This window comes from Lentzea xerophila, assembly GCF_051094245.1.
Classification (GTDB): Bacteria; Actinomycetota; Actinomycetes; order Mycobacteriales; family Pseudonocardiaceae; genus Lentzea; species Lentzea xerophila.
In genome coordinates this window covers 1,671,129-1,696,101 of record NZ_CP194934.1, presented here as the reverse complement: position 1 = coordinate 1,696,101, position 24,973 = coordinate 1,671,129, and the positions used below count along the sequence as shown (strand labels likewise).

Below are 24,973 nucleotides of genomic sequence, written 5' to 3'. Positions count from 1 at the left end.
GCCAGGAGCCCACGCGCGGTCTCACGTGGGCCGAAAACGTTCACGCCCTTGTAAAGTCCCGGTGCCGGGGAGGGGAGGGACCGTGACGGCGGCGAGCATCGGGGCTTCCACGCTGCGCACGTTCGCGGTGCGGTTGCGCACCAGCGCGCCCGTTTCCGCGCGCATCCTCTCCGAGCTCGCCAGCGAACTGGATCGCGGCGGGCCGGTCTCGGACCTGTTGTGCTCGCACAGTGCCGTGCACAGTCCGTTGTTCGGCATCCAGGCGCTCGCGGGCGTGCGGTTGCTGATGCTGTCCGGAAAGGCACCGGAGCTCAGCCAGCGGTTCGCCGGCGCGCACGCGGCGGCGATGGCCGGCGAGTCCGACTCGGCGTCGCTGCTGGCCTGGCTCGCGGCGCGGAGCGCGATCGTCGAGAACGCGGGCGACATCCTCGCGGCGCTCGACCGCACCGTGCAGCAGCACCAGCCGAAGACGGCCGCGTTCCTGCTGAGAGGGCTGACGATGATCGGCGCGCCGAAGGTCCGGCTGCTCGAACTCGGCGCGTGCGCGGGGCTGAACCTGATCCTCGACCACTACCGCTGGTTCGGGCTCGGCTGGGAGTGGGGCGAGAAGGACTCACCGGTGCGCCTGGCCGCCGCCGGGCCGCAGCCGCCGAAGCTGGAGATCGTCGACCGGGCCGGCTGCGACCTGCAGCCGCGCGATCCGAGCGACCCCAAGCACGCGATGATCCTGCACTCGTTCATCCCGCCCGAGCACGACGCGCTGCGGTGGGACCTCGACGACGCCATCGAGCTCGCGGCCAGGGTCGGCGTGAAGGTCGCGCGCTCGCCCGCCGGGCGGTGGCTGCGCGAGAACCTCGTGCCTCCCGACGACCGCGGCACGTACACGGTGGTCTGGCACAGCTCGTTCTGGGCGTACCTGACCGAGGACGAGCGCAACGAGATCGAGACGACGCTGACCGCGGCGGCGGGGTCGATGCCGCTCGCGCGCGTTGCCTACGAGTCGACGGACTTTCGCTCAAACCCCCGCCTGACGGTCACCATCTACAGCTAACCTCCGGCGTCGTGAAAACGATCCGCGCCATCCTGCTGGCCGTCGCTCTCTTCACCACGGCCCTCACCGCCCCGGCCCACGCCGCCGTCTCCGACCACGACCTGGCGTTCCACTGGGCCCCGGTCCACCACCAGGACACCGACTCGTCCGACCACGACGCCGACTACCTGTCCACTGTGGACTTCGACGGCGACTGGAACTCGCTGAACAACTGGGAGAACCAGCCCCAGCTCGCCAGGCTCACCGGCGCCGCGTACTACTCGGTGACCGAGACGAGCACCCACTGGTTCATCGTCTACGGCTTCTTCCACCCGCGCGACTGGGACGACCAGCCCGACCCGTTCGGCACCCGCACCCACGAGAACGACCTGGAGGGCGTGCTGCTGGCCGTCCGCAGGAACAGCGGGTTCGGCACGCTCGAAGCCGCGGTCACCGTGGCGCACAGCGACTTCTACTCCTACGTGCCCGCCGGGTCGCCGTACCGGAACGGCGCGGAGACCATCGACGGCACCCTGCTGCTGGTGGGCGGCCGCCCCGCGACCTGGCAGGAGGCCAAGGGCCACGGCCTGTACCGCTGGGACGGCACCGACTTCCCCGGCGGCGACGGCGTGATCTACCACCCCGCCGCGACCGGTGAGGTGCCGTCGGGCGGCAACGACCGGAGCGTCGGCTACCGCCTGGTGAACACGCTGGAAGCGAACGGCATGTGGGCGCGCCGCAACAACTCGGAGACCTTCTCGTCGTTCGGCACCTTCCGCGGCGACAACGGCAAGGACAACGCCGCCAACGCGCCGTGGGGCTGGGACGACCAGAACGACGGCCCGGTCTACCGCGGCTACCTGGCCACCGACCCGGCGCTGGTGATCGACAGGTACTTCTCCAACAAGGGCGACTTCAGCCTGACCTACACGCGCAACTCCTTCCGCTGAACCGCTTCCACGCCCTAGGCCTGAGCAGCCGGCCGCACGACGATCTCGTTCACGTCGACGTCGGCCGGCTGCTCGATCGCGAACGCGACCGCGCGGGCGATCGAGTCCGGCGGGATCGCGATCTCGTCCCGCATGCCCGCGATGCGTTCCCGCACTGCGGCATTGCTCGACGCCTCCGCGAAAGCGGTGTGCACGAAACCCGGGAACACGGTGGTGACCCGCAGCGAAGCACCCGCCTCCTGGCGCAGGCCCTCGCAGATCGCCCGCACCGCGACCTTGGTGCCCGCGTAGACCGCCATCGACGGCACCACGGTGAACGCGGCGGTGGAGGCGGTGGTGACGAAGTGCCCGGACCGCTGCTCCCGGAACACCGGCAGTGCGGCCGCGATGCCGTGCAGCACGCCCTTGATGTTGACGTCGACCATCTCGTCCCACTCGTCGACGCGCAGGTCGTCCAACGGCGAGATAGGGCCTGCCCCGGCGTTGCCGACCAGCACGTCGAGCCGCCCGAACCGTGCACAAGCGAGGCCCACCAACGCATGCAGGTCTTCGCGCCGGGTCACGTCCGTACGCGTGCACACCGCCGTGCCGCCTGCCTGCTCGATCCTGGTCACCAGGTCCTCGAGGCGATCCGACCGGCGAGCCCCGAGCACGAGGCGCGCGCCCCGTTCCGCGAGCAGCAGCGCGGTCGCCTCGCCGATCCCGCTGCTCGCACCGGTGATCGCCACGACCTTCTCGTTGATTGCCATGACGCTCAGCCTGTGGCAGCGTTAACCTGGTATCCAGAGCGAGCTTATTCTGGTACTGGGGGTGCCAGCATGCGGAGAACCGCCGATCAACGCGACGAGCTGGGCGCGTTCCTGCGCAGCCGGCGGGAACGCCTCACCCCCGCCGAGGCAGGTCTGCCGCGCACCTCGCGACGCCGGACTCCCGGTCTGCGCAGGGAAGAACTCGCTGTGCTCGCCGGGATCAGCGCCACCTGGTACACCTACCTCGAACAGGGCCGCGACGTGCAGGCGTCCGGCCAGGTGCTCGAGGCGCTCGCGGCCGCGCTGGGACTCGACCGGTCCGAAAAGGACCATCTGCTCCGCCTCGCCGGGCACGGGCCCGCGGGCGACGCCGGAGCGGAACCGCTGACGGCGGAGACAGCCGCCGTGCCACACCTGCTGCAACCGAACCCGGCCTACATCATCGGCGCCACCTACGACGTGCACAGCCACAACGAGGCGGCCGCGGAGCTCTTCCCCGTCCTGCGCACGGCCGAGCCGAACTTCGCCCGCTGGGTGTTCACCGACGAGACGTCACGACTCGTCGTGCTCGACTGGGAACAGGAGGCGCGTGGCCTGCTCGCCCGGCTGCGCACGCTCGCCGGCCGGCACCCCGGCGACGAGCGGTTCACGCGGCTGTTCGACGAACTGCGCGAGGCGAGCGGGGAGGTGCGGTCCTGGTGGCCCCACCAGGAGGTGCGGGCGCAAACCGGAGGGCGCAAACGCCTGCGCCACCCTAGCCTGGGCGCCCTCGACTACGCGTACACGGCGTTCCACCTCGCCGAGCAGCCCGACCACACGCTGGTGGTCTACGCGGATCCGAGGCCGTGCCAGTGATCCCGGCGGTGGTTCAGGCGGCCCGCGGGTACAGCCGAGCCATTCCCGGCGGCGCGGCGAAGGGCGCCCACGTGCCCTCCACCTGCGCCAGCCGGTCGGCGACCACCCACAAAACGCTGGCGTTGAAGCCATATCCCAGATGAGACGAGGCGACCTGGACGTTCTCGCGACGCGGCCCGGGTTCCTCGACGCACGACTCCCACGACACGATCCCGTCGGTCTTGGAGTAGATCGACGTGGCGGGCACCGGGATCGGCGGCCGCGTCGCCTCCGGCGGCGGGAACTCCTCGCGCGGGATGTGCAGGCGCGAGAACAGCGCGAAGGCCGGCATCGCCCTTGACTGCACGGGATCGCTCATGTTGTACGGCGAGCCGAGCGTGATCACCTGGCGGACCCGGTGCGGGTGGTCGCGCGCCATCTCGCGCGCGAAGATCCCGCCGAGCGACCAGCCGACGATCGACACCGGTCCGCCGAAGTCGTCGGAGACCTTCTTCACCAAGGCGTGCATGCCGTCCACGGCCTTGCGCGTCGGGCCGATGTTGCGGCCCAGGCCCCACGGGTTCACCTGGTAGCCCAGTCCGGACAGGAAGCGGCGCAGCATCACCGTGGACGAGTCGGCGGCACCGAGGCCGGGGAACACGAGGACCGGGTGGCCGTCGCCCGCCTGAGCGCCCTTGAGCATCGAGCGCGTGGCGACGAACTCGCTGACGTCCAGCGCGCACCGGGTGGGCTCGGTGAGATACCAGAAGAGGCCGGGCGCCGATCCTCTGACGAGGTGCAGGGGCGAGGCCGCAGGAACTTCGAAGACCTCGTCCGAAGGCATGGCGGACATAGGAGCCTCCCCACACGTCGACAACCCCGAGCCGGCGCCCTGGGCGGCGTCGCCCAGTGAGTCCATGATGTTTCGTGAACGATCTTTTCGCCAGCACTTTCGAGTCTCGATTCGCCACCCGCAGGTAACGCGTCGGCGACCTCACACCTGTGCAGTGCCTCTCACCTGCATGGACGTCGATTCAGATGTCCGGCTCCTCTACCATTTTTCAAGTGGATCGCATGAGCTCACTGGACGCAGGCTTCTACTTCGTCGAGGACGAGAACGTGCCGATGCACGTCGGTTCCGTCCTGGTTTTCGACGGGCCGGTCCCGTCCTACGGCGACGTGATCCGCCTTTTCCTGGCGCGCATGGACCAGGTGCCGCGCTACCGGCAGAAGGTGAAGGCCCTGCCGTTCCACGTGGGCCGTCCGGTCTGGGTCGACGACGACCACTTCAACATCCTGTACCACGTGCGGCACACCGCGGTGCCGTCGCCGGGCGGTGAGGACCAGCTGCGCAACCTCGCGGGCCGGATCTTCGCGCAGAAGCTCGACGACTCGAAGCCGCTGTGGGAGGCCTGGCTCGTCGAGGGGCTCGAAGGCGGCCGCTGGGCCATCATCTCCAAGGTCCACCACTGCATGATCGACGGAGTGTCCGGTTCGGACATGCTGCAGCTCATCCTGGACTTCCAGAAGGAAAGCGTTCTCCCGGAGCCCAAGGAGTGGAAGCCGGAGCCGCAGCCGTCGACGCTCGACCTCGTGGTCGACGGTGTGCGCGACGCGGTGGTGACACCCGTGCAGCACCTCGCCGCGTTGCCCGCCTTCGCGCGGAACCTGCGTTCCTTCACCGAGATCATGGACTTCGGCAAGTCCGTTCTCGGTTCGCTTCCCGGTACCGCCCGCCGTCTGGTCACGCGTGCGGCGACCTCTTTGAACGGTCCGATCGGACCGCACCGGCGTTGGGTGTGGGCGCGCGCGAACCTGGCTGAGATCAAACAGATCCGCACCGCCGCCGGTGGCACCGTCAACGACGTCATCCTCGCGGCGATCACGCGTGGTTTCCGGGACCTGCTGGAGAAACGCGGCGAACTGACCGAGGGCATGGTCGTGCGGACCATGGTGCCCGTGTCGATGCGCAAGGCCGACCAGCACAACGAGCTGAACAACCGCGTCAGCGCCGTGCTGGTGAACCTGCCCGTCGGCGAGGCGGACCCCGTGCGGCGCCTCGCGTCGATCCGCGCGCAGATGGACGACCTGAAGGGCTCGCGCCAGGCCGCCGGTGCCGACGTGATCACGAACCTGTCGAACTTCGCCGCGCCGACGTTGATGGCGCTGGGGTCGCGGACCGCGATGCGGTTCCCGCAGCAGATCCTGCAGACCGTCACCACGAACGTCCCCGGCCCGCGCATCCCGCTGTACATGCTCGGCCGGCCGCTGGTGGAGATGTTCCCGTACGTGCCGGTCGCCTCGACGATCCGGATCACCGTCGGCATCTTCTCCTACCTCGACAGGTTCACCTTCGGCATCAACGCCGACTTCGACGGCGTGCCGGACGTGCAGCTGCTCGCGGACGGCATCCGCGCCGGGTTCGACGAGATGGTGGCACTGGCGGCGGAAGCGGCGGAGAAGACCGAGGCCGCGCGGAAGGTCGTCGACGCCAAGCCCGCACCGAAGCCTCGTGCCGTCCGGACGAGGTCCAAGGCCTCGGTCAACGGCGTGAAGCCGGAGACCACGGCCTGAGCCGACCCGGCCGGCCGGCGGTGCTCAGGCCGTGGTGCCCAGGCGGTTGGCGTCCATCCACTCCAGGACCCGCTCGGACACGACCTCGGGGATCTCCATCTGCGGCACGTGACCGACGCCCGCGTACTCGTCGTAGCGCCAGTGCGGATGCCTGCGCGCCACGTACCGCGCGGCGGCGACGTTGACCAGCCGGTCGCGGTCGCCGCTCATCAGGAACACCGGCACGCGGATCCGGGACATCGCCGCGCGGTAGGCGCCGCGCCGCGACGACGTGAGCACGGTGCTGCGCGCGGCCGCGAGGAACGCCTTGTCCAGGCCCTCGACCCCGGCACGCACGCCGATCAGGTGCTCGCTCGCCTGCTTGAGCTCCTCGGGGATGCCCGACGGGTCCGCGCAGCACAGCTCGAGCACGCGGTCGACCTGCCGGCGGGCGGACACGGCCCTCGACCTCGCCAGGTACCGCTCCCCCAGACCGGGCACCGAGTACAGGAAGAACGTGGCGAGCATCGTCGGGTCCGGTCGCGTCCCGAGCACCATCGGCAACGCGGGGTCGACCAGCACCAGGCCCCTGACCAGCTCGGGGTCGTGCGCGGTCTGGAAGAGCGAGATCATCCCGCCCATCGAGTTGCCGACGAGGACCACCGGCTCCCCGGCGACCTCCCTGATGAACCTGCCCAGCAGCTTCGTGTTCGCCTGAACCGTGGTCAGCCGGCCCTCGGGGTTGGTCAGGCCGTGCCCGGCGAGGTCGACGGCCGTGACACGGGCCTTCTTCGCGAGCAACGGCGCCAACAACGCCCAGTTGAGGTGCGAACCGCCGAGCCCGTGCACGAGGACGATCCGCGGCCCGTCCGCCGGCCCGCCGAAGTCGACCCAGTGCACGGCCCCGCCGAGGTCCGCGTGGTGGCTGGTACCGCCGAAGTGCGCCACAGTCGTCATACCAACCAGTATGTCGCTTGGGCCAACCGGTTGGTAGCCCGCGTTCGGCGCCACGTCGTGCCCGCGCTACCCGTGTGACGGATGGCCGTACAACCCCGCCCCCGCGATCTCCAGCGTCGTGAGGAACGCGGCCGAAGCCACATAAGAAGCCTCGACCAGCTCAGCGGTGTGCGAGAAGTCCAACGGCGTGACGGCCTGCACGGGTGGGCCGGGCAGGTACAGCACGGGCGCCTGCTGCGAGGCGAGCTCGACCTCCAGCACCGCCTGGTTGCGCATGCCCAGCGTCGCCCAGAACAGCAGGGTCTCGGCGAGCGTCCCCGGCACGGTCGGCAGGTGGCCAGGGAACGCGCAGTCCAGCACCACCAACGACTTCGCGCCCATCGCCAGCGCCTGCCGGATCGGGACGTTCGCCAGCACGCCGCCGTCGTAGAGCACGCGGCCGCCGATCCTCACCGGCGGGTAGACGCCCGGAATCGCCGCGCTGGCAAGGATCGCGGGGACCAGGTCGCCCTCGACGATGTTCACGGCCTCGCCCGTCACGCAGTCCACCGACACCGCGCCGAACGGCAGGGTCAGCTCGGCGAACGACGTGGTGCCGTCGAGTCCCTCGGCCAGCACGTGCGCCAGGCCGGTGTTCGGGAAGAGGTAGGTCTTGTTGGTGCGCAACGACCTCAGCTGCGCGATCGGGCCACCGGGGAACACCCGCTGCCGCGTCATGCCCTGCCACAGCACGGCCAGGCGCTCGGCGGCCTTGCCGGGGTCGAGGGCGAGCAGCGACCCGTTGACGGAACCGACCGAGGTGCCCACGACCAGGTCGGGCCGCACGCCGTGCTCCTGCAACGCGCGCAGCATGCCGACCTGCGCGGCACCGAGGCTTCCGCCGCCTCCGAGCACGAACGCGACAGGTCCTGGCAGTTCGATCGTCACGTCCGGTGATCCTAAAGCCGGTCATCGACCAAAGCTGACTTCGGTCTACACTGAACCCACCGAGTGGACCAACAGCGGGATCGCCAGCTCCTCCCGCGTCCGTGCGCCGTGGAACCCGGTCATGCCGCTCCACATGGGTTCGGCCTGGCTGCGCAGCAGGACCGCGGAGTCTTTCATCGCGACGACGACGTCGCCGATGCGGTCGGCCGCCAGCGGGCTGACCGGCCCGAACCACCCCGCCGCCACCGCGTCCTCGCGCGTCAGCACGTCCGCGCGGTCGCCGAGGAACTCCCGCCACACCGCCGTCACCTCGTCGCTCTCGGTGTGCAGGTACCGCACCCGCGGCTCGCCGGCGATCACGCGAACTCCTTGCCACAGCACGGGTTCGGTGTCGAAGTCGATCCGCTCGCCCGCGGTGACCATGCCGTGGTCGGCGGTGACGACGAGCAGCGAGCCGGACGGCAGGCGCGCGGCGATGCGCGATGCCAGCGAGTCCACGAACTCCAGCTGCAGCAACCACTCCTCGGAGCCGGGCCCGTAGAGGTGCCCGATCGTGTCGAGGTCGGCGTGGTAGGCGTAGCAGAACGAGCGGTCCTGCTCGACCCCCGCGACGGCGCCCAGTGCGAGGTCGCCGAACCCCGCCGCGCCACGGAACCAGGAGCCGCGCAGCACCGCCCTGGTCAGCCCGCTGCCGCGATGGGTGAGCGGCGCGACCGCGCTGACCGCGACCCCGGCCGCCGCCGCGCGTTCGAACAGCGTCGGGTGCGGCTGCACGACCTCGGGCACGAGCGTCTTGCGCAGGTCGTGGTGGCGCTCGTTCGCCCGCGACCAGGTCAGTGAGTTGAGCACCTCGTCGCCGACCGCGAACGTGTAGCCGACGATGCCGTGCTCGCCGGACAGCAACCCGGTGCCGATCGAGGCGAGGCTCGTGGCGGTCGAGGACGGGAAGCCCGCGTCGATCACGCCGCCGTGCAGACCGGACAGGAACGGGGCGTGACCGGCGTGGGCGCGCAGCAGCTCGTGGCCCAGGCCGTCGACGAGCAGCAGCACGACACGCCGGGCCCGCGGCAGGCCGAGCGTGTTGTCGGCACCCGGCACGTCCAGGCCCGACAGCAGTGAGGGGACGACCTCGGCGATGGTCATGCAGGACACCGTGCCACGTCGAATCCGGCAACGGGCAGAATGGCGCGCTGTGACAACGCTCATCCACCAGAAGATCGCTGACGAGCTCGGTGTGGCCGCTGGCCAGGTCGGCTCTGCTGTCGAACTGCTCGACGGTGGCGCGACCGTCCCGTTCGTCGCCCGCTACCGCAAGGAGGCGACCGGCGGTCTCGACGACGCCCAGCTGCGCACGCTCGAGGAACGCCTCGGCTACCTGCGCGAACTGGAGGAGCGCCGCGCGGCCGTCCTCAACTCGATCCGCGAGCAGGGCAAGCTCACCGACGCCCTGGAAGCGCAGATCCTCGCCGCCGACTCCAAGGCGCGCCTTGAGGACCTCTACCTGCCGTACAAGCAGAAGCGCCGCACGAAGGCCCAGATCGCGAAGGAGGCCGGTCTCGAACCGCTGGCCGACGCGCTGCTGGGTGATCCAGGGCTGAACCCGCAGGAGGAAGCCGCGAAGTTCGTCGACCCCGGCAAGGAGGTCGCCGACGCGGCGGCCGCCCTGCAGGGCGCGCGGGCCATCCTGGTCGAGCGGTTCGGCGAGGACGGCGACCTGATCGGCGAGCTGCGCGAGCAGATGTGGACGCGCGGCCGCGTCGTCTCCAAGGTCCGCGAGGGCAAGGAGACCGAGGGCGCCAAGTTCTCGGACTACTTCGAGTTCGACGAGCCGTTCACCAAGCTGCCCTCGCACCGCATCCTGGCGCTGTTCCGCGGCGAGAAGGAGGAGGTCCTCGACCTCGTCCTGGAGCCGGAGGAGCCGCGGGAGGAGGGTCCCTCGACGTTCGAGGTGCGCATCGCCTCGCGCTTCGGCATCGACGACCAGGGCCGTCCCGGCGACAAGTGGCTCACCGACACGGTGCGCTGGGCCTGGCGGACCCGGATCCTCGTGCACCTCGGCATCGACCTGCGCGGCCGCCTGCGGGCGTTCGCCGAGGACGAGGCCGTGAAGGTGTTCGCCTCGAACCTGCGCGACCTCCTGCTGGCCGCCCCGGCCGGCACGCGCGCCACCATGGGCCTCGACCCCGGCTACCGCACCGGCGTGAAGGTCGCGATCGTCGACCCCACCGGCAAGGTCGTCGCGCACGGCGTCATCCAGCCGCACGTGCCCGCGAACCGCTGGGACGAGTCGATCGCGAAGCTCGCGGCGTGGGCCAAGCAGCACAACGTCGACCTCATCGCGATCGGCAACGGCACGGCCTCACGCGAGACCGACAAGCTCGCCGCCGACCTGATCAAGCGCCATCCGGAGCTCAACCTCACCAAGATCGTCGTGTCCGAGGCGGGCGCGTCGGTCTACTCGGCGTCGGCCTACGCGTCGTCCGAACTGCCGGACCTCGACGTGTCGATCCGCGGCGCCGTCTCGATCGCGCGCCGTCTGCAGGACCCGCTGGCCGAGCTCGTGAAGATCGACCCGAAGTCGATCGGTGTCGGCCAGTACCAGCACGACCTCGCGGAGTCCAAGCTGTCGCGCTCGCTCGACGCGGTGGTCGAGGACTGCGTGAACGCCGTCGGCGTCGACCTGAACACGGCGTCGGTGCCGCTGCTGGCCCGCGTCTCCGGCATCACGGCCGGTCTCGCGGAGAACATCGTGCTGCACCGCGACCAGAACGGTCCGTTCAAGACCCGCACGGCGCTCAAGAACGTGACTCGGCTCGGCCCGAAGGCGTTCGAGCAGTGCGCGGGCTTCCTCAAGATCCGCGGTGGCGACGAGCCGCTCGACGCGTCCTCGGTGCACCCCGAGGCGTACCCGGTCGTGCGGAGGATGCAGACCGAGGCCGGCGCGGAACTGATCGGCAACACGGCCGTGCTGACGAAGCTGCGGCCGGAGAAGTTCGTCGACGAGCAGTTCGGTCTGCCGACCGTCACGGACATCCTGCGCGAGCTGGAGAAGCCCGGCCGCGACCCGCGCCCGGCGTTCAAGACGGCGACCTTCGCGGACGGTGTCGAGAAGATCGCCGACCTCAAGCCCGGCATGGTGCTGGAGGGAGTCGTGACGAACGTGGCCGCGTTCGGCGCGTTCGTCGACATCGGCGTGCACCAGGACGGTCTCGTGCACATCTCCGCCCTGTCCAACACCTACGTGAAGGATCCGCGCGACGTCGTGAAGTCCGGTGACGTGGTGCGGGTGAAGGTGCTGGAGGTCGACGAGGCCCGCAAGCGCATCGGCCTGACGCTGCGCCTGACCGACGAGCCGGGCAAGCCCGCTCCGAAGCAGCAGGGCGGCGGTGGCGGCGGCCGGGACCGTCGTCCGCAGCAGCGCGGTGGGCAGCAGCGCGGCGGCCAGCAGCGCAACTCGCCTCCGCCGGCGACCGGCTCGATGGCGGACGCGCTCCGCAAGGCCGGTTTCGGCAAGTAGCGACGTTGATGAGGGGAGCTTTCCTCAACCTGAGGTTGACGAAAGCTCCCCTCATCAACTACTTGGCGCGCGTGCCCTTGGCCTTCACGAGCTCCGACTCGAACAGCTCCTCGACGGTCGTGAGACCGCCGGGCACCTTCGAGTCGACCTTGGTGATGTACGACTGCGTGGCGGACGGCCGGCCCACCAGCGAGTAGTGCAGCGCACCGGTCAGTCCCTGGGTCTCCAGGCCGTTGGTGTCGTGGAACGCCTTCAGCACACCGTCACGCGTGAGGTCGCCCTCCTTGCAGGCCTTCTCGATGACCGAGAGGAACACCTTCGCGACGGTGTACCCGTGGTCGACGTAGATCGCGGGCTTGTCGTTCGGGTAGTACTTGTTGAACGCCGCCGCCACCTCGCGCGGGCCGGGCTGGCTGCCGGTGAACGGCGCCACCGACGTCACCACGGACACCTGCTTCTCCACGGCAGGACCGACCGGCGAGTCGAGGATCGCGGTGTCGAACCCGACCACGTTGACCATGAACGGCACCTCCCACTTCAGCGCCGCGGCCACGCCGACCGCCGCGGCCGTCTGGGCGGGGGTGGTGCTCAGCACGACGGCCTTCGCGCCCGCGGCCTTGAGAGCGGCGATCTGCTGGGTGAGGTCGGCCGTGGTCTCGCCGATGGGCTGCTCGGCGATCTTCATGTTCCACTGCGTGCCGACGAACCGGCTGCCCTCCACGGCGTTGTCGCCGTAGCTGCCCTGCGCGTAGACGTGGCCTACGGTGTCGCCGTCCTTGATGACGCCCCGGCGCTTGTAGTGGTCAAGCCCGTTGATCACGTCGAGGTCGTACGTGGTGCCGACGATCATCATGTGCGGGTTGCCGAGCAGCGACGCGGCCCACGAGGCGGGCGCGGTCAGCGTGCGGGTCTGCATGATGTCGGGCTCGATCGCGGCGGTCATCGGCGTGCCGGCGAGCTCCAGCAGGCCGAGCACCTGCGGCTCCAGCTCGAAGTAGGCGTCGAGCGCCTTCTGCACGTCGTACGCGTGGTCCTTCTGCTTGAGCTCGATCTTGCGACCACAGATGCCGCCACGGTCGTTGACCTGCTTCAGGTACAGCTCGTAGCCCTTCATGCGGGTCAGCGCGGAGGCTTTGAACGGTCCTGTCATGTCCGTGAGGATGCCGAGCGAAATCGTGTCGTCGCTCACGCCCGGCCCCGTCTTGACGTGGGCCTTCTCGTCTTCCTTCGCGCCACAACCGGCCACGAGGACGGCGAGCGCCAAGGCGGCGGTGGGCAGTACGCGGCGGAGGGGCATGCAGAGGTCCTTGTCCAAATGATCGAGACATACTAAGCGGTAGCTCAGTATTGGTCTGGAGCCCACACAGTGGCCCCTTATGTGGTACGGAACACACGCCCGTAGGGTTCATGTGACTACCGCTCGACTACGGAGTGTGCTAGCTCTTCGGTGCCGAACGAAATGAGATACGCGTGATCGGCCACATCGCGGGTACCCCTGCGGCGTGAAGATCGTCGTCACCGGTGGTTCCGGCAACGTCGGCACCGCGCTGCGCCGTCACCTGGCCTTCGAGGACGCCGATGTCGACGTGCGCGCGCTGTCGTCGTTGCGGGACGCCTTCCGCGGCGCCGACGTGGTGGTGCACCTGGCGTGGGCGATCAAGCCCACGATTCGCGAGACGAACGTCGACGGTTCCGAGCACGTGCTCGCCGCCTGTGCCAGGGAAGAGGTCGGTCACCTGGTCATCGCGTCGTCGGTCGCGGCCTACGCCCCGGCGGAACGCTGGTCGAGGGTCGACGAGTCGTGGGCGGTGACGGGCATCCCCGGCAGCTCCTACAGCGCGCACAAGGCGCGGCTGGAGGAGATGGTGAGCCGCTATCCCCTGCCGTGCACGGTGATCAGGCCGTGCGGCATCGGGCAGGCGTCCGCGGCACCCCAGCTGCGGCAGTGGTTGCTGAGCCGCTGGCTCTCACCCCGGCTGTTGCCGTACCTGCCCATCCCGTTGTGGAAAGACCTGCGCTTGCAGCTCGTGCACTCCGACGACGTGGCGCGCGCGATCGTGGAGATAGTGCGCCGCAAAGCGTTGGGCGCCTTCAACCTCGCTGCCGAGCCGGTGCTGACGGCGCCGATGATCGCCGAACGTGTCGGTGCCGGGCGGTTGCCGGTGCCGTACCCGGTGATCGAGAAGCTGGCGGGCGCGACGGCACGGCTGAGGCTGCAACCACTGACGCCGGAGTGGGTCCGAATGGCCGATCAGGCACCCCTCATCCGGACGACCCGAGCGCACGAGGATCTGGAATGGTGGCCCGAACATGACGCGCGCGACGTACTGCGCGAGGTCGTCACGGCTATGGGAGGACGTGCGTGAACGAGGTTGATGCCGTCGTCATCGGCTCCGGCCCGAACGGCCTGGTGGCCGCGACGCTGCTGGCCGACGCGGGCTGGGACGTGCTGGTGCTGGAGCAGCGCGACACCCCCGGTGGCGCCGTCGCGTCGGCCGAGATCACCGCGCCGGGCTTCACCAACGACGTCTACAGCGCGTTCTACCCCCTCGGGCTCGGATCGCCCGTCATCGGCGCGTTGAACCTCGACGTGCAGTGGCAACACGCACCTGCCGTGCTCGCCCACGTGCTGCCGGACGACCGCGTTGCGCTGCTCTCGCGCGAGATCGAGACCACGGCGAAGTCCGTCGGAGCGTTCGCCCACGCCGACGCCGACCGGTGGCACGCGGAGTACGCGCGCTGGCAGGGCGTGCGTGACGCGGTGCTCGACTCATTGCTGCGACCCTTCCCGCCGGTGCGTGGTGGCTTATCTCTCTTGAAGGCCGCGGGAATCGGTGACGCCCTCCGGCTGGTGCGCACGCTGACGCTGCCGGTGCGGCGTCTGGGCGAGGAACTCTTCGAGGGCGAAGGCGCTCGTGTTCTCTTGGCGGGCAACACGATGCACACGGACCTCGGCCCGGACCAGGCCGGCGGCGCGGGCTTCGGCTGGCTGCTGGCCATGCTCGCCCAGGACGTCGGCAACCCGGTGCCGCGCGGCGGGGCGGGTCAACTGACCGCGTCCCTGCTGCGCCGCTTCGGAGGGCGCGTCGAGACCGGCGCTCGCGTGACCGAGGTGCTGCATGCGCGCGGTGTCGCCGTTGGTGTGCGGCTGGAAGACGGCTCACTCGTGCGCGCACGCCGCGCCGTTGTGGCCGACATCCTTGCGCCGAACCTCTACCGGGACCTGATCGGCGCCGACGCGCTGCCCGCGCGGCTCGCCGAGGACCTGAGGAAGTTCCAGTGGGACGCCGACACGATCAAGGTCGACTGGGCGCTGTCGGGCCCGATCCCGTGGAGCAACCCGGAAGCCGCGCAAGCCGGCACCGTCCACCTCGGCGGCGACCTGAACGGCCTGGCCACCACGGCCCACGAACTGGCGTGCGGCAAGGTGCCGCGCGCGCCGTTCATGGTCATCGGGCAGATGACGACGTCCGACCCGACCCGCTCCCCCGCCGGCACCGAGGCCGCCTGGTCGTACACCCACGTGCCCGTCGACGGCACCTGGACACCGGACCGCCTCAAGCGCCGCGCCGACCGCATGGAGCAGGTCATCGAGGACCACGCGCCCGGCTTCCGCTCCCGCGTCATCGAGCGGTCGGTCCTCGGCCCGGCGGAGATCGGCACGGTCAACGGCGGCACGGCGGCCATCCACCAGCAGCTGATCTTCCGTCCCGTGCCGGGCCTCGGCCGCGCGGACACCCCGTTCGACCGCCTCTACCTCGCGGGCTCCTCGGCGTGGCCGGGTGGCGGCGTGCACGGCGCGGGGGGCGCGAACGCGGCACGCGCCGCGCTCGCGCGCTGGGGTGCGGCGGGCGAGGTGTACCGGATGCTGGTCCAGGGCGCCCAGAAGGCGATCTACCGCGACTGACGGGCGAGCCTGCGGGTCCGCGAGGCACGCAGGTAGCCCATCACGAGCGCCTCCAGGTCGGGATGCGTCGTCTCCCAGCCGTCGAGCCCGGCCCCGCCACGCACCAGCGCCGTCGTCTGCCGCGTGGTGTGCGAGGTGTCGACGACCACGCCGTCGGTCTCCAGCTCCAGCTCCGCCGCTCCCACCACGATCCGGTGGGCGGTCAGGACGTCGTCGATGGCACCGGACACCTGCACGCGGCCCTCGTCAAGCAGTAGCAGGTGGTCGCAGACGTCGCCGAGGTCGGTGAGCAGGTGCGACGACAGCAGGACCGTCGTGCCCCGTTCCGCGACATCGGTCATGACGATGCGCAAGGTCTCATCGCGCGCCAACGGGTCGAGGTCGGACAACGGTTCGTCGAGCAGCAACACCTTCGGCAGGCGGCCGAGAGCGAACGCGATCGCGACCTGCGTGCGCGCGCCGGAGGACAAGGTGCGCACCTGCGCGTCCTTGTCCACGCCGGCCAGGAGATCCAGCACCTCGAAGGCGCGTTCGGCCGACCAGCGGTCGTTCATCGCCGCGCCCGCCCGCATCATCTCCCGGACGGTGAACTGGTCGTACAGAGGACGTTTCTGGGTCAGCAGCGAGACGTCCGGGTGCATCCGGCCGCGCACCGGCATGCCGTGCACGCTCACCGAACCACGGGTGGGCGCGACCAGTCCGGCGATCACCGCCAGCAGTGTGCTCTTGCCCGCGCCGTTCGGCCCGACCAGCCCGGTCACACTGCCCTCCGGCAACGTGAACGTGCAGTCGTCGAGCGCCCGCGTGCGTCCGAAGTGCTTCGCCACGCCCTCAGCGTGAACCGGGCTCAAGTCCATCCCACGTCCAAACATCCACAGTGGACACTAGTAGTGCATGCCCCGCACGTCGGTGTAGATCGCGTCGACCTCGTCGGCCGACAGGCCCTCGTCCACCGCGCGGTCCATCCACTGCTCCAGATCCTGCCGCAGCGGCGCGTCGGCGCGGGCCGCGTCGGTCGCGAGGGAGGCCGTGATGAACGTGCCCATGCCGCGGCGGCCCTCGACGAGCCCCTCGTGCTCGAGTTCGCGGTACGCCTTCAGCACGGTGTTGGGGTTGACCCTGGTGGCCTCCACCACCTCCCGTGCCGTCGGCAGCTTGTCACCGGGTCCGAGCAGCCCCATCCGCATGGCCTGCTTGACCTGTGCGGCGATCTGGAGATAGGTGGACACCCCGGAGTGCCGATCGATGCGAAACTCGATCACGCCGCTCAGCATAGGTGCCCACCTGTCGGGTTCAGGTCACACCTGCCTGCGCACGGCCCACACCGAGCCCAGCACCAGCAACACGGTGAGTCCGGCGAAGATCGCCCCTTCGAGCAGGTGCAGCGTGGTCGCCTGGTCGACCGGGATGACGTCCGCGTACGACTGTGCCAGCCCGTTCTTCCGGTAGCAGGCGGCCAGGTCCGCATCGGTGACCTTCTGGCCGTTCGACGGGCAGCTCATCAACGATCCGGGGTCCGCGACGACGGCACCCTGGGGGTCCAGAAAACCCGATTCCAACACCAGAGGGCCGCCGCGTTCGACGAAGCCCCCCGGCGTCGCGACGTCGTCCGACAGCAACCGGGTTGGCGTGATCATGGACTCCCGCACCGCGCCGAGCGCCGCCCGCACCGCCACGAAAACACCAAGCGTCACCGTCATCGCCACCAGCGTCCGCTTGAACAGCGCACCGGTCGCCATGCCGAGCGTGTAGGCGAACAGCGTGTACGCGATCGGCGACACCCCCTGGGAGTCGAACGTGGTGAAGTAGAACGGCCCGGTCCCCAGCGGCCCGAGCTTGCCCGCGGCGTCGAGCCAGCTGTGCACGACGACCTGGAACACGCCCACGAACAGCAGCACGGGCACCGCGGCGACGAGGAACTTGGTCGCCATCCACCGCGTCCGGCTGACGGACTGGGTGAACGCCAGGGCGTGCGTGCCCTGCTCGAACTCCCGGGCGAACAACGGTGCTCCGACGAAGACGCCCAGCAACGCGGGCACGACGAGGACCAGGCCCTGCGTCACGTGCAGCCGCATGAACCACGCGTTCTGGAACTCGTTGACGACGGCAGTGCCGCGGCAGATGTCCGCTTCCCCGCGGACACAGTCCAGCAGGTTGCGCGCACTGATGTCGGCGATCATTCCCGCTCGCCACACCAGGATGACCGCCACCGTCACGGCCAGCGCCACGGCGAGCGTGATGAACATCGGGCGCTGCTGACGCCACACGATCCACGTCATGCCGCCACCTCCTCACGCATGTAGGCGAGCGCGAGCTGGCTCAGCCGCTGTAGACCGGGCCGCCCGGCGTGCGCGCGCAACAGCTCGGAGACGTCACCCGCGAGCCGCACCCGCCCCTGGGTCAGCAGGACGAGGTGGTCGCACACGTCCTCCAGCTCGGCCAGCACGTGCGACGACAGCAGCACCGTAATGCCGTGCGTCCGGCACTCCTGCACGAGCGTCCGCAGCACGGCCTCGCGGGCCAGCGGGTCGAGGTCCGCGAGCGGCTCGTCGAGCATCAGCAGCCGCGGCCGCTTGCCCAGCGCGAGCGCCAGGGCGACCCGCGTGCGCTGACCGCCCGACAGCGTCCCCACCTTCGCCGCGAACGGCACCTGCGCGCGCTCCACCAGTTGCTCGGCGTACGCCTGGTCCCAGCCGGGATTGGCGTTGCGGCCGTACCGCAACGTCTCGGTCACCGTGAGCTGCGGGTACAACGGCTTCGCCTGGGTCAGGAACGCCACCGACGGGTGCATCCCGCGCCCGGTCGGCGCGTCGCCGAACACCGCGATGCGGCCCCCGGTGGGCCGGATCAGGCCGGTGATCATGCCCATCAGCGTGCTCTTGCCGGCGCCGTTCGGGCCGACGAGCGCCACGGTCCTGCCCGCGGGGATCTCGAGCGTGCAGTCGCGCAACGCCCAGCCCCGCGAGTACTTCTTCCCCAGGTTCTCCGCCACGACCGGCGGGTGCTCCCTCTGTCGCATGGGAACAACCGTAGCACCCTTTCACTAGTTACCTAGTTAAAGGGTGCTGAACGCCCTTTGGCCAGCGCGTTCAGCCGTTGCAGGGTCTCCTTGTTGCGCGGGGTCAGCAGTGCGTCCTGCGCGAACTTCGGCAGGATGGTCGACGGCCCTCGCACCACCCGCTCACCCATCCGCACGTGGGTGAGCGACTCGGACCGCGCCTCGAGCGTGATCCTGATCCGCGCGGCACCGGCGGGCCACAGCCGCGCGTCGAGCTCGAGCAGCTGGGACGGCTCGCAGCGGACCACCTCGGTGGTGTCCTCGATGACCAGCGGCCACGGCCCCACGCTGTGGTGGATGCGCGTGCCCTGCGCCGGCCAGCCGTCGTCGACGTCGCGGATGTGCGACGCGCCGACCACCCACCCCGCGTAGGACCAGCCGTCGGCGAGGACCGCCCACACGGCGCCGACAGGAGCTTCGACGTTCAGAGATACCTCGGCCACGCCCTGGGAGATACCCCGTGGGTCAGGAAGCAATCCGGCGGATGCGCCGGCTCTCGGCCTTGCGCCGCAGGTGGTCGGCGGTGAGCTCCAGCTCGTAGGTCCGCAACGCCTGGTAACGCGGCGAGACGCGGAGCGCGAACGTCCCGCTCAGGCGCTCGATCGCCGACGCCGCGCGATCGAGCCTCCTCCTCGCCGCGTCCAGGCCACCGGCTCGCAACATGCGCAGGCAGTTCTCCGCCTCGCCGTTGTACGAGCGCAGCATCAGCGCCGACCAGTTCTCGACGAGCCGCCGCCCGGTGGCGTCCGACCCGTTGCAGGTGACCTGCCCGCCACCTTCGATCGCCGCACCGGTCTTGATCAGCGTCTTCATCTCGGCGTGGATCAGGTCGAGCTGTACCTGGTGGTCCGCAGCCGCCGCCGCGTCCGTGCGGACGACGCCGGCCCGCTGGAAGACCAGCTCGTCCTTCAGCGGCTGCAGTTCGGCGCGCGCGTGCTGGATGCGGTGCCGCAACGCGGCGAGCTCGGCCCCGGCCCGGTCGACCTCCTCCAGCGCGTGCGTCTGGGCCGTCCGGGCGTCACCGATTCGGGCGAGGAGTTCGCGCAGGCCTTCCACGGTCCGCTCCAGCTCGGCGATCCGCCGGTTCTTCCGCCCGAGCATGCCTACCTCCCCGAACAGCGACGAAAGGCCCATGACCGTTCCATCGCACGGAGGAATCCGCCGTTATCCCGCGAGCTAGGCACTCACTCCATCGAGTGACCCCACGAACCGGACGAACCCTTCGGGGTCCTCGCTCGCGGCGGACTGCTGCAGGATCACGCTGGTAGCGCCCGCGTCCGCCACCCGCGCCACCAGGTCCGTGACGAACGCCCGGTCCCGCGAGTCCGTCTCCACGTACACGATCACCGGGTGCTCGCGGGAGGCGCTGATGGCCCGGACCCTGTCGAGATCGGCCGACGCGTCGAGGATCGTGCCGTCACCGACCTCACCGGCGAGGTCGAGCGTCTTCAGGCCGAGCCCGCCCACGTAGACCGGCATCGGCGCGGCGGGCGGCCAGTCGAGCGCCACGCCGGTCAGCTTCACGTACCGGCCGTCCGTCGTGACCCGCTCGCCCGCCAGCAGTGCCTTCAACGCGTCCGTGTACTCGCGCAGGAGCGTGAGCGGGGACGAGACCCGCGCGCCGACCTGCCCCATCCAGTCCTGCACGCCGTGCCCGACGGCGATCGTGACGCGGCCGGGGAACAACCGGTCCAGCGTCGCCGCCTCCATCGCGGTCAGCGCGACGTTGCGCAACGGCACCGGCAGCAGGCCGACGCCGACCTTCAGCCGCGACGTCCAGGCGAGGGCGGCGGAGGCGCAGGCGATGCCGCTCTCCAGGAAGCAGTCCTCCCACAGCCACAACGAGTCCACACCGGACTCCTCGGCGGCGAGGACGACGGATCGCAGGTTCTCAGGTGGGAGCTGGGGCCGGTAGACAGCGCCGAGTGTGGTCACCCGACAACTACTACCGGCCCGGGCCGTCGTCGGGCAACAGGCCGAAGACCGCGTGGCCCCGGTAAAGGCACGCCTAAATCGGCCTTTGCCCGATCTTTGGCGCCGCTGTGAACAGTTCCGGTCATCACCAACAGCAAGTCGATCGGAGCAACAACCATGCGAATTCGACACGCCGTCGCGGCGACCGCGATCTCGCTCGGGCTGCTGGGCGGACTGAGCGGCGTCGCCCAGGCCTCACCGGAGGGTCCCGCCGAGCGGGAGACCGCCATCTCGCAGGTCGAGGCGGCGGCCGGGTACGGCGGCACGATCACCCGCACCGAGGTCATCAAGCGGGCCAAGAACTGGTGGGACCGCAAGGTGCCCTACAGCCAGTCCGCCTACGCGTGGGACATCAACAAGGGCAAGAAGTACCGCACGGACTGCTCCGGCTTCGTGTCCATGGCGTGGAAGCTCACCTCGAGCCGCAACACGTCCACTTTGGACGAGGTCGCCACGAAGATCTCGTGGGCGAACCTCAAGCCGGGCGACATGATCCTGCGCAACGGTCACGTGAAGCTGTTCGAGAAGTGGGCCAACTCCGCGAAGACGTCGGCGTGGATCTACGAGCAGGGCAGCACCGCGACCGACATGGACCACGAGACCGTGTCGATCTCGTCGCTGAAGAGCGGCGGCTACGCCCCGTGGAAGTACAAGAAGATCAGCGGCTGAACCGGGTGGTCGCGAGGCCCCACTGAGCCGGCCACTGGCGCACCTCCCCCCTCTCTCTGGTGCCCAGTCTCGTGAACAGGCCGGCGGCCTCGTCCCAGGAGCGGTCCGCGCCCTCGACGTCCCCCAGACGGGCGTGGACCGCTCCGAGGTCGCGCAGCGTGCGTGCCCGCCACAGCGGCAGGCCGAGGTCGGTCCACGACGCGAGCGCCTCGGTCAGCACCACCCGCGCGCCGGAGTGGTCACCGGCCGCGAGCCGCCACTCCCCCAGCGTGCGGCGGACGAGCGCCTCGCCGAACCGGTCACCGACGTCGCGGCAGCCGTCCAGCGCCTGCCGCAGCAGTGCCTCCGCCGGGTCGAGCAACCCCTTGCGCAGCAACACCTTCGCCCACGCCTGGGCGGTGTAGCAGCCGAGCAGCTCGTCGCCGATGCCCGCGACCAGCTCGTGGGCGCGGACGATGTGCTCCTCGGCGAGGTCCAGCTCGCCGCGGGCCCGGTGCACGAGCCCGATACCGCGGGCCGCCAGCGCCTCGCCCCTCCTGCTCCGCGCCTGGCGGTAGCAGGTCTCCGCGAGCCCCAGCGTCTCGAACGCCTCCCGGTCGTCGCCGAGTTCCCGTTTGATGGAGCCGATTCCGTAGTACGCGTGGGCGACGCCTTCGACGTCCGTCGCCGCCAGCAGCTCACGGGCCCGGCTCAGCGCCTCCAGCGCGCACGGGTACTCGCCGAGGTCGCGGCACACCATGCCGATGCCGTTCATCGCGACGGCCTCACCGTGCTCGTCGCCCAGGTTCACGAACAACGTCTGCGCGGTGTCGAACCACGACCGCGCCTCCGCCAGGTTGTCGCGCTTGTAGTGCATCTGGCCGAGGCTGCACCGCAACACCGCCTCCAGCCGCAGGTCGCCGGCCTTCCACACGGCCTCCAGCGCCGCGGTGTGCGTTCGTTCCCAAGCCTCGTACCGGTTCCTGAGCCCGAACCAGGCGAACACCAGCCCCTCGGCCAGCTGACACGCCATCTCCGCGAGCCCGAGCTCCGCCGCGCGTTCCACGAGCCTCGTCAGCAACGGCTCCTCGCGGGCGAACCAGACGTCCTTGTCGGCCGGGCGCACGGCCGTCGTGACGACACCCAGCGAGTCCTGCATGCGCGGCACGGCCAGGAAGAGCTGCTCGGTCAGACCATCCACAGTGGACAGCGCGGCGATGACGGCCCTGCGGACGAGGTCCTCGCGCCGGCACCGCGGGTCCTCCGCCTCGGCGAGCTCGCGGGCGTGCAGCCGCACCAGCTCGTGCATCCGGTACCGCGCGCTGCCGGTGACGTCGAGCAGCCGCGCGTCGACGAGCTGGTCGAGCACGTCCTCGTCGAGCAGGTGTGCCCACAGGAAGCTCGGCACCTCCGGCAGGCCGAGGAAGCCGAAGACCCGGTAGGCGGCGCGGGCGTCCTCGTCGAGCGCCCGGTAGGTGAGCTCCAGGCCGGCCCGCACCGCGAGGTCGTCCGCGACCAGCTCGTCGAGCCGGGACCGTTCGTCGGCGAGCCGTCTGACGAGCTTCGACACCGGCCAGTGCGCCCGCCCGGCCAGCCGCGCGCCGGTGATCCGCACGGCGAGCGGCAGGTAGCCGCACAGCCGCGCCACCTCCTTGGCCTGGTCGGGCTCGGTGGCCACGCGGTCGTCGCCCAGGATCCTGCCCAGCAGCGTGACGGCCTCGTCCTCGCTCAGCACGTCCAGCGGGATGCGGCGCACGCCCTCCAGCCCGCACAGCCGGCTGCGGCTCGTGATCAGCGTCAGGCAGCCGGGACTGCCCGGCAGCAGCGGCCTGACCTGCGACACGCTCGTGACGCCGTCCAGCACGATCACCACGCGCCGCCCGCCGACCGTGGCCCGCCACAGCGCCGCGCGTTCCTCCGCCGACTCCGGGACCCGCTCGCTCGGCACGTCCATCGCGCGCAGCAACGCGTCCAGCGCCCCGGACGGCGAGTGCAGGTCCACGAACAGCTGCCCGTCGGGATACCGGTCCGCGAGCCGGTGCGCCGCGTGCACGGCCAGCGCCGACTTGCCGACGCCCGCCGGTCCCTCGATCCACCAGACGCCGCCGTCGCCGTCGAGCAGCCGGGACAGCTCCCCGTCGCGCCCGGTGAAGTCGCCCGCGTCGCGCGGCAGGTAGTTGCGCCTGCTGTCCCGCGAGCCCTCCAGCACGTCCCGGTAGAGCTGCTGGAGCTGCGCACCCGGCTCGACGCCGAGCTCGTCGACGAGCACCCTGCGCGTCTCCCGGAACACCCGCATCGCGTCCGCGCGCCGCCCGGCCCGCGCCAGCGCCGTCATGAGCTGCCCGCGCAGCCGTTCGGCCAGCGGGTACTCGGCGACGAACGCCCCGATCCGGTCGAGCAGCTCGGAGTGCCGCCCCAGCGCCAGCTCGGCGTCGATCCACGCCTCGGCGGCCGCGAGCCGTTGCACGTCGAGCGTCTGCGCGAACACCACCGGCGTGCCGCGCCAGAGCTGCAACGCCGCGTTGAGGGTCTCGGCCCTGACCTTGAGGTCGGCCTCGTCGCCCGCCCGCGCGACGAGCCCGCGGAACGCGTGCAGGTCGACGCTTCCGGGCGCGGCGTTGAGCACGTACCCCGCGGCCCGGTGCTCGACCGGCAGCCCGGCCCGGCGCAGGCTGGAGATGTGCACCTGCAGCGACTTGCGCGCCTGCGGCGGCGGTTCCTCGCCCCAGATGAGATCGATGAGCCGTTCGACGGGCACGATCTTCCCGCATTCCACGGCCAAGACAGCTAGGATCTGCGCGGGCTTCGGCGGCACTGACGGCTCGACCGGCCCGAGAATCCTGATCTCCACTGTGCCCCCACCAGTGTTGAAGATTCACCAAGTTTCGCGCGGCGCTGCGAAATTCTGACGCAGCCCGCCGCGCCTGGTTCCACTTCCGGGTGAAAGACACTCGAATGGACGCAGATCTGGATGCAACCAGATCCGATCGCTCTCCGTCCGGCCACTTTCAGTGGGGATGAATGTGAACTTTTGTCCTCTTTACAAACTGGCTTTCAGTCGCGCGAACTCCTCGGCGAGCGCCGGCAACTGGTAGTGCGCGTTCAGCCCGCTCGGATTCGGCAACAACCACACCCGTGCCCCGCCGACCGTCTCCTGCTGCGGCCCGACCTGGGCTTTCCTGCGATCGAAGGCGGCCCGGTACACCGTCACACCCAGCACCGCGAGAACCGCCGGTGAATACCGCTCGACCTTTTCGGTGAGCTCGGCCCCACCCCGCCGCAATTCGTCAATTGTCAACTCGTCGGCTTTGGCACTGGGCCGCGCGACGACGTTCGTGATGCCGAGCCCCAGATCGAGCAGCTTCTCCTGCTCGGCGGGCGCGAACTGAGACGGAGTGAACCCGGACAAATGAAGGGCGGGCCAGAACCTGTTTCCCGGCCGCGCGAAGTGGTGCCCGGTCGCCTCCGACACGAGGCCGGGGTTGATGCCGCAGAAGAGCACGCGCAGGCCGGGCTTGATCACGTCCGCAATCACCCGCCGAGCTTACGAGGTGGTGGCGGGCACGCGGGGGCGCGGCGTCCACATCGTGTAGCCCGCGCGGCGGGCGTCCTCCGGCGAGTGGAAGAACGCGTCACCCTTCATCCGCTTGTAGTACGGCGATTCGGGCGTGTGGAACATCATCGTGCGGGAGTTCGCCTTGATCGCGGGCGCGGCGGCCGGGGGCTGCTCCATGATCGACAGAGGCGCGGCCTCGACCGGGGCCTCGGCCGAGGGCTCGCGCGAGCGCATGGTGAGCCAGGTCAGCAGCACGCCGGCGAGGAAGGCGCCCGCGCACAGCAGGAACATCTGGAAGAAGAACCCGAACACC

Annotated in this window: 24 protein-coding genes; 8 read left to right on the top strand and 16 right to left on the bottom strand. The window is 70.3% G+C overall.

Going from position 1 to position 24,973, the window contains the following annotated elements; translation table 11 throughout:
* Positions 1 to 82 precede the first annotated feature (82 nt).
* Together ACRSBM_RS08370 and ACRSBM_RS08365 are read left to right on the top strand one after the other, a co-directional pair.
* Complete coding sequence (locus tag ACRSBM_RS08370; protein WP_434441453.1) at positions 83 to 1,051, top strand: DUF2332 family protein; 969 nt, start codon at positions 83 to 85, stop codon at positions 1,049 to 1,051.
* Between the two features lie 11 nt (positions 1,052 to 1,062).
* Positions 1,063 to 1,980: a hypothetical protein gene (locus ACRSBM_RS08365; RefSeq protein ID WP_434441451.1), complete on the top strand. Its 918-nt coding sequence runs from the start codon at positions 1,063 to 1,065 to the stop codon at positions 1,978 to 1,980.
* Positions 1,981 to 1,994: 14 nt separating this feature from the next.
* Here ACRSBM_RS08365 and ACRSBM_RS08360 read toward each other — a convergent pair whose 3' ends face one another.
* Positions 1,995 to 2,729 carry an SDR family oxidoreductase gene (locus ACRSBM_RS08360; protein WP_434441449.1) on the bottom strand — a complete coding sequence of 245 codons (735 nt, stop codon included), beginning with the start codon at positions 2,727 to 2,729 and terminating at the stop codon, positions 1,995 to 1,997.
* A gap of 69 nt (positions 2,730 to 2,798) precedes the next feature.
* Here ACRSBM_RS08360 and ACRSBM_RS08355 point away from each other — a divergent pair, with 69 nt between their 5' ends.
* Entirely contained in the window at positions 2,799 to 3,584 is a 786-nt protein-coding gene (locus tag ACRSBM_RS08355; RefSeq protein ID WP_434441446.1) for a helix-turn-helix transcriptional regulator, read from the top strand.
* A gap of 13 nt (positions 3,585 to 3,597) precedes the next feature.
* Here the strand turns inward: ACRSBM_RS08355 and ACRSBM_RS08350 are convergent, their stop codons facing one another.
* Positions 3,598 to 4,416: an esterase/lipase family protein gene (locus ACRSBM_RS08350; RefSeq protein ID WP_434441443.1), complete on the bottom strand. Its 819-nt coding sequence runs from the start codon at positions 4,414 to 4,416 to the stop codon at positions 3,598 to 3,600.
* Positions 4,417 to 4,637: 221 nt separating this feature from the next.
* Between ACRSBM_RS08350 and ACRSBM_RS08345 the strand changes: the two genes are divergently transcribed.
* Positions 4,638 to 6,137 (top strand): WS/DGAT/MGAT family O-acyltransferase, encoded by a 1,500-nt coding sequence (locus ACRSBM_RS08345; protein ID WP_434453019.1) that lies wholly within the window; start codon positions 4,638 to 4,640, stop codon positions 6,135 to 6,137.
* 24 nt (positions 6,138 to 6,161) lie between these two features.
* Here the strand turns inward: ACRSBM_RS08345 and ACRSBM_RS08340 are convergent, their stop codons facing one another.
* The 3 genes from ACRSBM_RS08340 to ACRSBM_RS08330 form a co-directional block, all read right to left on the bottom strand.
* Entirely contained in the window at positions 6,162 to 7,073 is a 912-nt protein-coding gene (locus tag ACRSBM_RS08340) for an alpha/beta fold hydrolase (RefSeq protein ID WP_434441440.1), read from the bottom strand.
* A 66-nt stretch (positions 7,074 to 7,139) separates the two neighbouring features.
* Positions 7,140 to 8,000, bottom strand: a complete 861-nt coding sequence (locus tag ACRSBM_RS08335; protein WP_434441437.1) for a patatin-like phospholipase family protein — start codon at positions 7,998 to 8,000, stop codon at positions 7,140 to 7,142.
* Positions 8,001 to 8,045: 45 nt separating this feature from the next.
* Complete coding sequence (locus ACRSBM_RS08330) at positions 8,046 to 9,143, bottom strand: alkaline phosphatase family protein (RefSeq protein WP_434441434.1); 1,098 nt, start codon at positions 9,141 to 9,143, stop codon at positions 8,046 to 8,048.
* 49 nt (positions 9,144 to 9,192) lie between these two features.
* Between ACRSBM_RS08330 and ACRSBM_RS08325 the strand changes: the two genes are divergently transcribed.
* The gene (locus ACRSBM_RS08325; RefSeq protein WP_434441432.1) at positions 9,193 to 11,517 is read left to right on the top strand and encodes a Tex family protein; all 2,325 of its coding nucleotides are present in this window, start codon (positions 9,193 to 9,195) and stop codon (positions 11,515 to 11,517) included.
* A gap of 58 nt (positions 11,518 to 11,575) precedes the next feature.
* On the opposite strand, the gene ACRSBM_RS08320 is transcribed toward ACRSBM_RS08325, so the two are convergent.
* Positions 11,576 to 12,814, bottom strand: coding sequence for an ABC transporter substrate-binding protein (locus tag ACRSBM_RS08320; protein WP_434441429.1), 1,239 nt, complete (start codon positions 12,812 to 12,814; stop codon positions 11,576 to 11,578).
* Between the two features lie 205 nt (positions 12,815 to 13,019).
* Between ACRSBM_RS08320 and ACRSBM_RS08315 the strand changes: the two genes are divergently transcribed.
* Together ACRSBM_RS08315 and ACRSBM_RS08310 are read left to right on the top strand one after the other, a co-directional pair.
* On the top strand, positions 13,020 to 13,883 hold the full coding sequence (locus tag ACRSBM_RS08315; protein WP_434441426.1) for an NAD-dependent epimerase/dehydratase family protein: 864 nt from the start codon (positions 13,020 to 13,022) through the stop codon (positions 13,881 to 13,883).
* Positions 13,880 to 15,424: a phytoene desaturase family protein gene (locus ACRSBM_RS08310; RefSeq protein WP_434441423.1), complete on the top strand. Its 1,545-nt coding sequence runs from the start codon at positions 13,880 to 13,882 to the stop codon at positions 15,422 to 15,424. Before ACRSBM_RS08315 ends, ACRSBM_RS08310 begins: the two co-directional genes overlap by 4 nt.
* Here the strand turns inward: ACRSBM_RS08310 and ACRSBM_RS08305 are convergent.
* The 7 genes from ACRSBM_RS08305 to ACRSBM_RS08275 all read right to left on the bottom strand — a co-directional run bounded on the left by ACRSBM_RS08305 (position 15,412) and on the right by ACRSBM_RS08275 (position 20,417).
* Positions 15,412 to 16,251 carry an ABC transporter ATP-binding protein gene (locus tag ACRSBM_RS08305; RefSeq protein WP_434441420.1) on the bottom strand — a complete coding sequence of 280 codons (840 nt, stop codon included), beginning with the start codon at positions 16,249 to 16,251 and terminating at the stop codon, positions 15,412 to 15,414. The genes ACRSBM_RS08310 and ACRSBM_RS08305 overlap by 13 nt on opposite strands.
* 57 nt (positions 16,252 to 16,308) lie before the next feature.
* Entirely contained in the window at positions 16,309 to 16,686 is a 378-nt protein-coding gene (locus tag ACRSBM_RS08300) for a GntR family transcriptional regulator (RefSeq protein WP_434441417.1), read from the bottom strand.
* 36 nt (positions 16,687 to 16,722) lie between these two features.
* Entirely contained in the window at positions 16,723 to 17,703 is a 981-nt protein-coding gene (locus ACRSBM_RS08295) for an ABC transporter permease (protein WP_434441414.1), read from the bottom strand.
* Positions 17,700 to 18,443 (bottom strand): ABC transporter ATP-binding protein, encoded by a 744-nt coding sequence (locus ACRSBM_RS08290; RefSeq protein ID WP_434441412.1) that lies wholly within the window; start codon positions 18,441 to 18,443, stop codon positions 17,700 to 17,702. Before ACRSBM_RS08290 ends, ACRSBM_RS08295 begins: the two co-directional genes overlap by 4 nt.
* A gap of 32 nt (positions 18,444 to 18,475) precedes the next feature.
* Positions 18,476 to 18,925, bottom strand: coding sequence for an SRPBCC family protein (locus ACRSBM_RS08285; RefSeq protein WP_434441409.1), 450 nt, complete (start codon positions 18,923 to 18,925; stop codon positions 18,476 to 18,478).
* Between the two features lie 22 nt (positions 18,926 to 18,947).
* A complete protein-coding gene (locus ACRSBM_RS08280) occupies positions 18,948 to 19,583 on the bottom strand; it encodes a DUF4041 domain-containing protein (protein ID WP_434441407.1) in 636 nt (211 codons plus the stop codon).
* 75 nt (positions 19,584 to 19,658) lie between these two features.
* Positions 19,659 to 20,417, bottom strand: a complete 759-nt coding sequence (locus ACRSBM_RS08275; RefSeq protein ID WP_434441404.1) for an LLM class flavin-dependent oxidoreductase — start codon at positions 20,415 to 20,417, stop codon at positions 19,659 to 19,661.
* Between the two features lie 156 nt (positions 20,418 to 20,573).
* Here ACRSBM_RS08275 and ACRSBM_RS08270 point away from each other — a divergent pair, with 156 nt between their 5' ends.
* Positions 20,574 to 21,125 (top strand): NlpC/P60 family protein, encoded by a 552-nt coding sequence (locus ACRSBM_RS08270; protein WP_434441401.1) that lies wholly within the window; start codon positions 20,574 to 20,576, stop codon positions 21,123 to 21,125.
* Here ACRSBM_RS08270 and ACRSBM_RS08265 read toward each other — a convergent pair.
* The 3 genes from ACRSBM_RS08265 to ACRSBM_RS08255 form a co-directional block, all read right to left on the bottom strand.
* Positions 21,115 to 23,919, bottom strand: coding sequence for a BTAD domain-containing putative transcriptional regulator (locus ACRSBM_RS08265; RefSeq protein ID WP_434453016.1), 2,805 nt, complete (start codon positions 23,917 to 23,919; stop codon positions 21,115 to 21,117). The genes ACRSBM_RS08270 and ACRSBM_RS08265 overlap by 11 nt on opposite strands.
* A gap of 225 nt (positions 23,920 to 24,144) precedes the next feature.
* A complete protein-coding gene (gene mug / locus ACRSBM_RS08260; protein WP_434441399.1) occupies positions 24,145 to 24,639 on the bottom strand; it encodes a G/U mismatch-specific DNA glycosylase in 495 nt (164 codons plus the stop codon).
* A gap of 9 nt (positions 24,640 to 24,648) precedes the next feature.
* A complete protein-coding gene (locus ACRSBM_RS08255) occupies positions 24,649 to 24,972 on the bottom strand; it encodes a sunset domain-containing protein (protein ID WP_434441396.1) in 324 nt (107 codons plus the stop codon).
* Position 24,973: the final 1 nt, after the last annotated feature.